This window comes from Novosphingobium sp. B-7 (genome assembly GCF_000410615.1).
In the GTDB taxonomy this organism is placed as follows: Bacteria; Pseudomonadota; Alphaproteobacteria; order Sphingomonadales; family Sphingomonadaceae; genus Novosphingobium; species Novosphingobium capsulatum.
Genome location: NZ_APCQ01000241.1, coordinates 1 through 11,187 on the forward strand (window position 1 = coordinate 1; position 11,187 = coordinate 11,187).

Sequence of the window (11,187 nt, forward strand, 5' to 3'; positions counted from 1 at the left end):
TTGTGGAACACTCGCTATCTCGAAATGGCGCTGGCGGACATCGGCACAGCCGACGAAATCGCACGCCACATCGCGCCATTGGGCTGGGAGCATATCTCGCTGACCGGTGACTATAGCTGGAATGTTGAAGATCAACCCGATCCGGACGCCTTGCGACCGCTGCGCGCCGTCAACTCCCTACTTGCCGCGTGACGTTCGCTATCCGTTCGCCCTTTCCGTGCAGATACGTCACTTTCGTGTAGTCACCCCTTCATCGGTGCTCAATCCAAATACGCTATATGCTTTGGCACGAGGCGATCAACTTATCATCCCGCAGCCGGCCAAGAAGTCATGCGGGGCGGCGGGATAATGCCAGCCATAAATCCAAATATGGTCGGTTCATCGTCTCCTGCCTGGTCGTGCATCTAAGCTCGCTCAGCGCGAAACTCGGCGAGGCCTGCAGCACGTGGACAGCGCAAAAAATTACTCAGCTGGATGGACTTGTAACGGTTTTGCGCCGGTCACCTGAGCGTTTTAGGCTCGCAACAGGAGACCAACGAGATGATCAAGCATTCAGAAGAGTTCAAGCAGGAGGCGGAGCGGATTACGCTGACTAGCGGTCTGCCGCGTGAACGGGTCGCATCGGATTTGGGGATAGGGAAGTCGGCGCTTGGCAAGTGGATTGCACAATATCGACCGACGGACCTGATTTCAGCGCCGCAGGCAGATCTGGCTCGCGAGAACGAACGCCTTCGCTTTGAGAACCGCGTGCTCAAGGAGGAGAGGCATATCCTAAACGTATGGCCCGCCCCGTCGACAAGACGTAAATTCGAGATGGCATAATGGGCCTGCATCAACGTATCCGGTCTCAAGACTGTAGCCCTGGCCAAGATGGATATCCGCGCAGTCTGGTCCTCATAAAAGCTCCGGTGCCGAGCACCACATTTAGGACCAGGTTTCCAGGCTGCCGGTATGACCTGTTATGCCATCTTCGTTTCACCCCTCGCAGACATCGTGAGCGTGCGGCGTTCGCGTCGCTTGCTATTTCAGACGATCAGGCAGCCACGGGTTCGGGCCAATCGAAGTCTTCTTCGTGTCGCAACACCGCCCACGCAATGCGCGCAATCTTCGCCGCCAGCGCCACCACCACGGCACCGGTCGCATCCATGCCCGCCACGCTGCAACTATTCTTGCCAAGATCGATCCCGAGCACGGCGATAGGTGTCGTCGTCATCGGTCCTCTCCTCAGTTTCCGACACCATCATAGCGCCGACGCATAAGGGGCGGGTCATTCCATAAAAGGCCACGCAGTTCTTCGCGAGCCAGCGGTCGTGAGGTTCGCGCTCGTGGAGAGCTGGCGTCATGTCTGGCCGATCGAGGCGATCTGCCGGGTGACGCAGATCAGCCCTCGTGGTTATCGTTCGTGGCGGTCACGACCAATCTGCCAGCGCAAGCGCACAGACATGAAGGTACTGGCCCAAATCCAGGAACAGTACAGCCTGAGCCTTGGCAGCTATGGTCGCCCTCGCATGACGATGGAGCTCAAAGAGGCAGGCCTCGATGTTGGTGAGCGCCGTGTCGGTCGACTGATGCGCCTCAACGGGATCAAGCCGGTTCGCACCCGCAGACACAAGGTAACCATCGACAGCAACCACCGCCTGGGCGTCGCGGCGAACTGGCTGGACGGCAATTTTGTTGCAGCTGCGCCCAACCAGAAGTGGGCCGGCGACATCACGTATGTCTGGACGTCAGAAGGCTGGCTCTACCTGGCTGTCATCCTGGATCTGCATAGCCGCCGTGTCGTGGGTTGTGCCGTTAGCGACAGGATGAAGAAGGATCTGGCGATCCGGGCACTCGATATGGCGGTGCGCCTGCGCCAGCCACCAGAGGGCTGCCTTTTCCATTCGGATCGCGGCAGCCATTATTGCTCCCATGACTATCAGAAGAAGCTGCAGGCCCATGGCCTGCGTCCATCGTTGAGTGGCAAGGGCCATTGTTACGATAATGCCTCCGTCGAAACATTCTTCAAATCACCGCAAGCCGAACTGATCTGGCGGCAGACCTTGCCAACACGCCGCCAGGCAGAGGCTGCCATCTTCCAGTACATCAACGGGTTCTACAATACCCGTCGGCGCCATTCATATCTGGGCGGCATCAGCCCGCTCGCGTTCGAGGCCAAGGTGGCATAATGAGATAGGTGAACGGCGCAAAACCGTTACAAGTCCAGGACGCTCCGAAGACCCATCGCGTCTGACGCGACCGCGATATTCCCTGGCTGATCGCGACGGCGACGGAGGTGATGGCGGGACAGAGGTTTCTTCGATCTTACTGACCAGTGCGAGTCGCTGTGCGCGGCGGGAGACCTGCTTGAGCGCTTGGCTGCGGTGGTGGACTTTTAGGTTTACCACGGACCGCTGGTTGTGGTGCTCCGGCGGGGTGCTCGTGGCAAGGGCGGGCGACCGCCCTTCGATCCGGCGTTTATGTTCAATATCGTGGTGCTGCTGGCGCTCTACTCACTGCAGCACGAAAGATGCGAGTTCCAGGTCAAGAATCGGGTGCCGTTTCCAGCGCTTCCTTGGGTTCGGGCTTGTTGGTGCTATTCAGGACGTGACGACGGTGTCGATCTTCCGCGAGCGCTTGGCCAGAACGAAGGCAATCGAACAGCTGTTCCGCCGTCGCGGTGCCAAGTAAGCGTTGCCGCCAATTCAAGAGAGAGAATTTCGAAACGCAGTGCGATTGAGCGATTTCACTGGGAATGACGGCCTCGGCCTTCCGAACACTAAGAATCGCGCTACTCTTCCTTGCTGGCGATGCGCAGGATGGTCGCCAAAGGTGGTGACTCATCACGAGTAAGAGGTGGCAAGATCGAGGGTATGTAAAGCTTGAGATAGGCGACTGCGGCGCGTTTCGCCTCTTCGATTGCGTCGTCAACGACCCGCCCATGTTCTAAGACTGAAAGACTGAGAAACAAGTCGAATATCTCGATAGCATGGAAAAACACATGCGGCCGATTCGGGATCTCGGGTAAATTAAATTGTTCGCCAATCATTTCGATGAGGTTGTGGGCGAGTTCGCGGTCATTTTGCCGCTCGCCGCGCCTGATCTCCATCGGTGTCTTTGGGCCAAGCAGCAGCCTGCACATGGCGCTGTCCTTTTGAAGCAGAGATGCTCCTCTGCTCATAAAGGTTGTGAATATATCTTCCCAATTCTCTTGGGTGTCTATGGGTTTGCAAACAAAGGATTGCAAAAGCTCCGCCATTTGCCGCGCGACTTCAGAATAAAGCGCGCTGACATCAGGGAAGAGGTGATATGCAGAACTCTTCGGAATTCCGGTGTGCTGCGCGATGTCGGCGAGGCTGATCTGATCGATATCGTTCTCGAGCAAAATTTGCCAAGCGCTGTCGACCAGCAGCTGTCGCCGTGCGACACCACGTGCCTGCATCCCCCGTTTGCGCGAACTCTTGGCCTCCATCTGCTCCCTTCCAAAACTGCTGAGCGGCAGCGGACAGCGCGGCCTACCAGCGTTGACGGCGATCCTTAGCCAAAAGTGTGGCAAGGGGAACCCCCGGCCGACACGTTCGCAAACTACACAACCCTCCCAAACCGGTATTTGCCCACACCGGGCGTCTTTCGGGGAATGACCCTGGTTGCGATCGTCGTGCGGCGAATTCTTTCCGGATGGGCATAGCCTGTCAACGGGAAGAGTCCTGCAAGATAGCGCGCGGCGTAACGATAGCTCATCCCTGCACCAGGCCGAGCAAGCAACGCGCGCAGACCTTTGCAGTCGCGCTTTCCGACATCCGAGAGCTGATCAACTCGCGATCCCGACGATCGATTGAGCAGCCGCGGCATTCGTACTGGTATTCTGCCGAAGAGAGTGAAGACCAGCCGACGGCGGTAATCCTTGTGCTGCAGATGGCAATCAGACCGGCAAAGGCTGGACCTCTTGTGTCGCAGCGCTCCTCACGAAGCCCGGCCAAAGCGGACTGTACCGCCTAGACCATTGCATGGATGGCCGGTTGCTCCAGTGCAAAGTCGTGCGTCCATCACAATGCTACGAGCTATCTTGCTGGTTAAGTGTGGAACTAATCTGGCAAAACCGCAGGTACTCACAACTTTGTGACGGTCCCTGCTACATTTGGCGAATCCGGTACGGAAACCCCGTTACGCGCTTGCGACGATGTGCATCGGCGTGGGGCAAGTCATCGCGCTTCTCCTCAAGCGGGTTTGATCAAATGATCTGCCGATTGACAGCTCCAGCATCTTCTGGTGCCATTGCCCAGCGCAGTTCACACCGGCAGCACGTCAAAGAGGACGTGCGATGCGAACATCTATTATGGTCATTTCTGCCATTGGCCTATGCCTTTGGACTTCAAAGATTTCGGCTAGACAAGCTGAGTTGTTGCGTTTTTCCGGGGCCGCCAGTGAGATCAACGAGGGTGAAGGTCTTATTGTCGCGCAGGATATCCTGCAGCGCATGCAGAACGCCTCTAAGTTGTCTGCGGAGCATGGGTATCTATTGATGCCACATGATTCAACAATGCGAAATGACTGCGAAGATTATCGCTATGCCCCAACGTATTGGCTGTCTGCAGAGACTGAGCGTCGCCGTGCAGTCTACTTGCCGATCGTTGTCAGAATCGCGTGCGAATTCGGCCTCCCGGCCCGCTTGCTGGACGCCGTCATCGCGCAGGAATCTGGATATAACTCCAGAGCAATAAGTCCTGCGGGGGCAATGGGTATGATGCAAATTATGCCTGGTACCGCCCGCTCCTTAGGGCTCGCTTTTCCGTGGGACCCAATTGCGAATATTCGCGCCGGCGCGCGCTATCTCCGCGATCAGGCAAACCGATTTGGGCGCATCGACTTGGCTTTGGCCGCCTACAATGCCGGACCTGAGCGCAAGTCACTCAACGCAGGCTATATCCCGGCCATTCCGGAAACCATGACTTACGTGCGCACGATCACTACGAACTGGGCGAGGCTTGCCACCGAAGCGCCCATTGACTCGGGTACCACAGCCAGAGCCAGCGCCGCCGATCTAGCGATAAAAGCGTCAGGCTATCGGGAGGTCGATCTATCGGTCTATGAAGGTATGAACGCTGCAAACCCGATATAGCGTGCATAGAGCACCGCGATCGCCAGAATGCTCGGAAATCCGAGGAAGTACGCAAGTTGGAAGTGCAGCCACACGCGCGGCAGCCAAAGGATCCACCCCACTGCAGACTTCTGCGGCGGCCTGAGCACGCCCGTTCGAATGTCATAGCAGGTCTTGAGCGCAGCGCAGGCCGAGCAGACCGCGGCGAGCACCGCGACAGCGCCGTAGAGCTTCTGCCAAGCCAGAATGGTCTCGGGCGCCATTGCGCGCTCAGGCTTGGAGCGTCTGGTGGTTCTGCATGACCCGCTCCTGGTGCGAGAGCAGCAGATCATAAGCCCGACGCGCGGCCTCGTGAATGATCGCTGGCCGCAGGTCGACCTCGATCGAGCCGCGCCGACAGGTCATGACTTCGAGATAGAAGCTCTTGAGGCTCTCTGTTGCGAGGAATACCGCCTGATTGGCGTAGGCATCCGGATCACGGAGCAGAGCCACGCTGATCTTGGCGCGCACGTGATCCATCCCGAGTTCGTTGAAAATCCGGTCGCGCAGCCCTTCCGGAAGCGGATTGGTCTGTTTGAGGATCTTGTGCAGCCTAGGCCGGGACATCCCCATCCGGTCTGCGAGATGCGCGGGCGGAATACCCTGCCGTGCGAGCTCGGCGTTGATCAACTGCTTGTATTGGTCCTGTTCCCCAGGTCCCGGGTTCGGATTGGCAAAGAGTAAGACCGGTTCCGTCTCGGGATCAGTGCGCGGTTTGAAGACCGTCTCAGGCGTCAAGTTCCTGTGAGGCATTTCCAATCCCTCCCAAGGCAACACGTCTATGGGATGGCATAACCTGTCAAGAGTCTTAAGAAGCGCGTAATACCGCTCCGGAGCTCTACCTAAATGAGATTGTGGCGCTCGGCGAGGTAAACCGCGAGCGGGACCAGGATCTTATCAATGCCCTTTTTCTCGCTGATCTTCTTTACCTTGTCGCGCAGTGCATCGTAGTCGGCCGACCACTTCGGCGTGACCTCAAGCCACACTGCGATGTCGCCATTGATCGCGAATTCGCTCAGGAACAGGTCGAACTCGTCGTTAGAAATCCCGTGGGATTTAAGGCGTTCGCAGGCCCTTTGCACCGTCATTCGCATGGTCTGGAAGCGCCCGGTCCGCTTGGAATAGGCGCACATCGCATCGGCCAGCAGGTCGAAGCACTGCTGGCTCAGGTGGATTCGGACATTGCGGTTGCCTGCGGCCATAGGTGGATCATCCAGGACATGTCTTGCCCCGCATAATGGTCCGGAATCGTAAATTTTGCGAATCCGGCGATTACGGAGCGAGTCGCAGCGCTCGTTTCTTACAGAGGGAAACCAAATTCCCTTTTGGGCAAAAGCAATTCCCGCAGGGGGAAAAGCAGTTCCCGCAAAGGGAATTCCGTTTCCCCAACAGGGAAACAAACCCCTCCGCAGATTGCTGTTTCAGGAAATCTTCCGATTCGCGAGGACACTTCAACGACCTGCTAATTGCTCGGATGAGCGCACCTCTGTTCATTCTGAAGGCCGTGAATGACGCGGCTTTTGGAAAAAAGGACGAGAGATGAAACGCATCACACAAGGGAAGGGGAAAACCCTGCTCCAGGGCGCAGCGGTCGTCGCTGTCGCAGCCCTCTTCGGCAGCGAGGTCGCGATGGCCGGGGCCGACGCCACCTTCAACACGGCACTCAACAGCTTCACCGGCTTCCTTGAAGGTTCGGGAGGCAAGATCATCACCGTGCTGAGCCTCGCGGGCGGCATTGTCGGCCTCGCCTCGGGCCGCTTCAGCCTCGGCCAGGTGGCGATCCCGGTAGGCGTCGGGGTCGGCGCCGGGACCGGCGTTCCGATCGTCACCGCCGCGGTCACCGCAACGATCTGACCCCTAGCGGTCCCCCTTCCGGCCTCATTCGGCCGGACCAACTGGAGGGCGGTGTCGTCTCATGAATCGCTATACGGTTCCCGCGCATCTCGATGATCCGGAACTCATCGGCTTTTGGACGCTCGATGAGTTCCTTGCGATGATCATTCCGTTCGCGTGGGGGATCCTGTCTCAACATATTCTGATTGGGATTTCAGCAAGCGTGCTGGCCTGGTGGGGATTGCGCAAGTTGAAGGCGGGACGTGCCGTCTCGTGGATCATTCATTCGGCCTACTGGTACCTGCCCGGTGCCTTCATGGGCCTCAAGGCGACGCCGCCCTCCCATCTTCGACTGATGGCGGGCTGACATGGACCTCTCGATTTCCCACGGCCAGGCGCAGCGGCTCCTGAAGCAGCGCAACCTCCTGGCGATCACCGCGACAGGTCTGTTCGGCCTCAGCGTTCTGCTGACCCTAACCGCAGCGCACCGCGACCACGAGGTCGTGTTGCAGCCGGTGCTGGCTAAGCCGCTGACGCTATCCTCCAGCCACGTCGACAAGGACTATCTCGAGCTGGTGACGCGCGATGCCGCGCTCCTCACGCTCAACCGCTCGCCGTCGAACCTGCAATACTGGATGGATTCGATACTCTCGATCACCGATCCCAGGACCCACGGCCGGATGAGGGCCGAGCTCATGAAGGTGTTCAACGAGCAGAACGGCTCGAGCGTCTCACAGTATTTTACCATCGAGCAACTGAGCGTCGATCCCGATGCCCTGACCAGTGAGGTCAATGGCGTGCTCCACACCGTCGTCGGCTCGAAGGAAGTAACCGCCGAGGCGCGGACCTTCCGCTTCGTGTGGAGCTACTCGGGCGTCAGCCTCAAGCTCGCCGGGTTCGGCCGCGTCACCAAAGACGGCGCCGGTACTGACGCCGGCAAGACCAGCAACAAAAGCGATGGGGGAGAGGGGTGATGGCCCAGCTTGGATGGGGCGCGATCGGCGTTGGCGCAGTGCTTGCCGGCAGGCCCTACGCAATCACCGGAAGGCCGGTCGGCGCGGCGCTCATCTGCCTTGGCACATTATGCCTCGCTGCTCCCGCCGTGGCCGATCAGAGCATCCCTGCCGCCGACAACGGCACGGTCGCCTGCATCGCCTCGGCCAAGGACCTCACCCGCATCAGCCTTGTCGGCGACCAGTTCGCCTCGGTCTCCAAGATCAGCACAGGCAACCCGGCCGAAGACTTTAGAATCGTCAACGAGCCGGTGCGCGGCGACATCTACCTTTCTGTCCCCGACGGCTTTGCGAGGAGCAACCTCTCGTTCTTCGGCACCACCCGGAAGGGCTACGTCTACAAGTTCGTCTGCCAGGTGCGTGGGAACGACGCCGAGCAGGTCTTCGTCACCAATACCGCGATCAAGGCCGAAGCGGCACGCGACTGGGAAGTGCGAAGCTCGCCCGAGGACAGCGCGGTGCGTCTCGCGCAGGCAATGTACCGCAGCGAGACCATCGAGGGCTTCGAGGTGCGCCAGGACGTGCTCGAGCCGGTCACAGTGGGCAAGCTCGAGGTGCAGCAGGTCGGTGAATACCGCGGCGCCGACCTAAAGGGGCTGGTCCTGCGCGTCCGCAACACCGGCCGCGAGGCGCTGGCCCTCGACGAAAACATGCTCGCCGCCAAGGGTGCGGTCGCCTTCATGACCCCGGTCAGCGAGCTCGCGCCAGGGCAGGCCGCCGCCGTCTACTTCATCCAGTCTAACGGAGGCCGCTGATGGATTGGAAGAACCCCTTCCGCAAAGGGCCCAAGGCGCTCGACGGACCCGCCGGCGACACTGAAGGCAGCGATGCTTCGCCGCTCGGCGATGCGATTGTCGCCAACGAGGCGGTCAAGAAGAAGCAGATGCTGCTTCTGGGGGCAGGCGGTCTAGCCGCGCTGCTGATCGGCTCGACCTACATCTTTTCGGGGGGCGCCAAGAGCAGCGACGCACAGGTCAAAAAGGAAGTCGGCGAGGTTTCGGTCGACGAGATGGTCAACAAGAACATGGCCGAGAAGGAGTGGCGCGCCCAGTCCGAGGCCCAGATGATGGCGATGGACAACAATATGCGCGCGCTTGCCGCCCGAGCGCAGCGCGCCGACCAACTCGAAGCGCAAATGGCCCAAAGCCAGGCACAAGCTGCGGGAGTCTCGCCGGACACCGAGCGGGTGCTTTCCGCCTACCAGAACGAGAACGAGCAGCTCAAAGCGGCGCTCGCGGCGGCGCGGCAGTCGCCGGTCATCGGCCAGCCCCTTGTCGGTCCGGGCGCGACGCCGATCGGGCCCAATGCCATGTACGGACGCACCAGCCCGCCGAGCTACCAGAGCGCGCAGGCGACCCCGGCCGGGCAAGCTGCAGCCGCCGCGGCGGGCCTGCCGAGCGGCCGGGGCAGCGAGGTCAGTCTCGTATCGTTTGGCGAAGGTGCGAGCGGGACCGGCAGCCCGGTACCCAAGGGCAACACGGTCTTCACCGACAGCGCCAATTACCTGCCGCCGAACTCGATCGCGGTCGCCAAGGTCATCGTCGGGGTCGATGCGGCGGCGGGCGTGCAGAGCCAGACCGATCCGCTTCCCGTGGTCCTGCGCATCACCGGCCCGGCGCGCTCGGTCTACGACAATGGCCGCCTGCTCACCACCAATATCGCCGGATGCCTGGTCAACGGCGCGGCGCGCGGCGACCTCTCTTCGGAAAAAGTCTACGTCAAGCTGCAGCGGATGACCTGCCCGCAGCCAAACGGCCGCTACGCGGTCTCGGACGTCAAGGGCTTCATCGCCTTCGGCGGCAAGACCGGGGTGCGGGGGCGCGTGGTGAGCCGCGAAGGCTCGCTCATCGGCCAAGCCTTTCTTGCTGGGCTCGCCGGTGGGTTCGGCCGCGGTTTCTCGGCCAACACCAATTCGATCCTTCAGGGCACCAACGTCAATGTGAACGGGCAGCGCCAGAAGCTGGGCGCCGGGGAGATTCTCCAGGGCGGGCTCGGCGAGGGCGTCGCGACCTCGGCCGACACTGTGTCCAAATACCTGATCGAACGGGCCGAACAGTACCAGCCCGTGATCGAGATGCCGACCGGGATCGATGTCGAAATCGTGTTCCTCGAGGGCGTGTTCATCAACGGATGAGGAGGGTGCCATGAAGCTGAAGTCACTGAGCTTGAAATCATTGAATTGGGGGCCCAGCGCCCTTCGCAAACTGGCGATGCCGCTCGCGGCGATTGCGCTCGGCAGCGGCGGATCGCTGGTCTGGGCGAACGCCAATGCCAATGCGCCCAATGTGCCGTCGGAGACCGATCTTGCGGTGACCGCGGCGCTCAAGGAGCGCCTGCCGCGCACGCAGGTGAGCCGGGTCAATTGCCAGCTCGTCGATGGAGTCTGCGAGGTCACGGCCGGATCGCAGCTGTTCTACGTCGACCGGACCGCGCGCTATCTCCTGATCGGCCGCGTCTACGACATGCAGACCCGCCAGGACCTGACCGCGGTGCGCCTGCTCGAGGTCAACCCCGACCTGCTGGTTGGCGGGGCCGCCGGCAGCAGGCAGGAAGCCCAGGAAGTCGAGACCCCGCGTCGGGGCGTGAATGCGCCAGCGGCGAGCGGTGCCCCCCGGATGATGTCGCTCGCCGCACTGCCCGAGGCGGGCGGCATTGTCTGGGGAGCAAGCTCGGGCCCGACCGTCACCGTCTTCAGCGACTTTCGCTGCGGCTATTGCCGGGCGCTCTCGGGCGTTCTCGAAACCATGAACGTGCGGGTGATCGAGCGGCCGATCTCGGCGCTCGGCAGCCGCGACCTGGCAAACCAGGTGTTCTGCGCGCGTGATCGCCGCAAGGCGGTGAAAGCCGCCTATGCCGGCGCCCCGATTACCGACACGCGCACCTGCGACACATCGCCGCTCGATGCCAACGAACGCTTCGCCCGCGAGCAGGGGCTTGCCGGCACGCCGGTCATCGTGCGCTCGGATGGGGCGGTGATCGAAGGCTTCCGCCCGCGCGAGGTGCTCGAGCAGTGGCTCAAGGGCGCCCGCTCGTGACCGCGCTTGACCCGAAGCAGCTGGCCAGCCTCCACCGCGCCGTAGCGCGCAAGTCGCGCGGGCAGGTCTCGCTGCCGCCGGTCGCGATCGACCGGGCCGAGGCGATTGCACTGTGGCACGAGGTCGCCGCGAGCTTCGACAATGCCGAGGGCCGGCTGCTCGCCGCACGGGATCTCGAGCGCCTACGCCG

General features: G+C 61.1%; 14 protein-coding genes and 3 pseudogenes. 12 read left to right on the forward strand and 5 right to left on the reverse strand.

What is annotated here, in order from left to right; translation table 11 throughout:
- On the forward strand, nucleotides 1-192 hold a 192-nt coding region (locus H926_RS0102785), incomplete at its 5' end, for a Tn3 family transposase (RefSeq protein WP_028657488.1).
- 348 nt (nucleotides 193-540) lie between these two features.
- Nucleotides 541-822 carry a transposase gene (locus H926_RS25310; protein WP_022674948.1) on the forward strand — a complete coding sequence of 94 codons (282 nt, stop codon included), beginning with the start codon at nucleotides 541-543 and terminating at the stop codon, nucleotides 820-822.
- Nucleotides 823-1,033: 211 nt separating this feature from the next.
- Here the strand turns inward: H926_RS25310 and H926_RS25315 are convergent, their stop codons facing one another.
- On the reverse strand, nucleotides 1,034-1,213 hold the full coding sequence (locus H926_RS25315) for a hypothetical protein (RefSeq protein ID WP_022674949.1): 180 nt from the start codon (nucleotides 1,211-1,213) through the stop codon (nucleotides 1,034-1,036).
- Between the two features lie 64 nt (nucleotides 1,214-1,277).
- Here H926_RS25315 and H926_RS0102800 point away from each other — a divergent pair.
- Both H926_RS0102800 and H926_RS34445 read left to right on the forward strand, forming a co-directional pair.
- A pseudogene (locus H926_RS0102800) lies at nucleotides 1,278-2,168 on the forward strand (IS3 family transposase); the annotation flags it as partial.
- A 156-nt stretch (nucleotides 2,169-2,324) separates the two neighbouring features.
- Nucleotides 2,325-2,655: pseudogene (locus tag H926_RS34445) on the forward strand (transposase); the annotation flags it as partial.
- 115 nt (nucleotides 2,656-2,770) lie between these two features.
- Here H926_RS34445 and H926_RS25320 read toward each other — a convergent pair.
- Complete coding sequence (locus H926_RS25320) at nucleotides 2,771-3,451, reverse strand: TetR/AcrR family transcriptional regulator (RefSeq protein WP_022674951.1); 681 nt, start codon at nucleotides 3,449-3,451, stop codon at nucleotides 2,771-2,773.
- Between the two features lie 849 nt (nucleotides 3,452-4,300).
- Between H926_RS25320 and H926_RS0102810 the strand changes: the two genes are divergently transcribed.
- Nucleotides 4,301-5,098 (forward strand): lytic transglycosylase domain-containing protein, encoded by a 798-nt coding sequence (locus H926_RS0102810; RefSeq protein ID WP_148291612.1) that lies wholly within the window; start codon nucleotides 4,301-4,303, stop codon nucleotides 5,096-5,098.
- Here the strand turns inward: H926_RS0102810 and H926_RS0102815 are convergent.
- The 3 genes from H926_RS0102815 to H926_RS0102825 all read right to left on the reverse strand — a co-directional run bounded on the left by H926_RS0102815 (nucleotide 5,065) and on the right by H926_RS0102825 (nucleotide 6,318).
- The gene (locus tag H926_RS0102815) at nucleotides 5,065-5,340 is read right to left on the reverse strand and encodes a hypothetical protein (RefSeq protein WP_022674953.1); all 276 of its coding nucleotides are present in this window, start codon (nucleotides 5,338-5,340) and stop codon (nucleotides 5,065-5,067) included. The genes H926_RS0102810 and H926_RS0102815 overlap by 34 nt on opposite strands.
- A gap of 7 nt (nucleotides 5,341-5,347) precedes the next feature.
- Nucleotides 5,348-5,854 carry a hypothetical protein gene (locus tag H926_RS0102820; RefSeq protein ID WP_237740964.1) on the reverse strand — a complete coding sequence of 169 codons (507 nt, stop codon included), beginning with the start codon at nucleotides 5,852-5,854 and terminating at the stop codon, nucleotides 5,348-5,350.
- Nucleotides 5,855-5,958: 104 nt separating this feature from the next.
- Complete coding sequence (locus tag H926_RS0102825) at nucleotides 5,959-6,318, reverse strand: hypothetical protein (protein ID WP_022674955.1); 360 nt, start codon at nucleotides 6,316-6,318, stop codon at nucleotides 5,959-5,961.
- Between the two features lie 337 nt (nucleotides 6,319-6,655).
- On the opposite strand from H926_RS0102825, the gene H926_RS0102830 reads away from it, so the two are divergent.
- From H926_RS0102830 to H926_RS0102860, 7 genes and pseudogenes are all read left to right on the forward strand, one after another.
- Nucleotides 6,656-6,970 (forward strand): hypothetical protein, encoded by a 315-nt coding sequence (locus H926_RS0102830; RefSeq protein WP_022674956.1) that lies wholly within the window; start codon nucleotides 6,656-6,658, stop codon nucleotides 6,968-6,970.
- Between the two features lie 61 nt (nucleotides 6,971-7,031).
- Entirely contained in the window at nucleotides 7,032-7,316 is a 285-nt protein-coding gene (gene traL / locus H926_RS0102835) for a type IV conjugative transfer system protein TraL (RefSeq protein ID WP_022674957.1), read from the forward strand.
- Nucleotide 7,317: 1 nt separating this feature from the next.
- Nucleotides 7,318-7,923 (forward strand): type IV conjugative transfer system protein TraE, encoded by a 606-nt coding sequence (locus tag H926_RS0102840; protein WP_022674958.1) that lies wholly within the window; start codon nucleotides 7,318-7,320, stop codon nucleotides 7,921-7,923.
- Nucleotides 7,923-8,717: a type-F conjugative transfer system secretin TraK gene (locus tag H926_RS0102845; RefSeq protein ID WP_022674959.1), complete on the forward strand. Its 795-nt coding sequence runs from the start codon at nucleotides 7,923-7,925 to the stop codon at nucleotides 8,715-8,717. The genes H926_RS0102840 and H926_RS0102845 overlap by 1 nt, the downstream gene beginning before the upstream one ends.
- Nucleotides 8,717-10,096 (forward strand): TraB/VirB10 family protein, encoded by a 1,380-nt coding sequence (locus H926_RS0102850; protein WP_022674960.1) that lies wholly within the window; start codon nucleotides 8,717-8,719, stop codon nucleotides 10,094-10,096. Before H926_RS0102845 ends, H926_RS0102850 begins: the two co-directional genes overlap by 1 nt.
- A gap of 10 nt (nucleotides 10,097-10,106) precedes the next feature.
- Nucleotides 10,107-10,997, forward strand: a complete 891-nt coding sequence (locus H926_RS0102855) for a DsbC family protein (RefSeq protein WP_237740965.1) — start codon at nucleotides 10,107-10,109, stop codon at nucleotides 10,995-10,997.
- A pseudogene (locus tag H926_RS0102860) lies at nucleotides 10,994-11,187 on the forward strand (hypothetical protein); the annotation flags it as partial. The gene H926_RS0102855 and the pseudogene H926_RS0102860, both read left to right, overlap by 4 nt.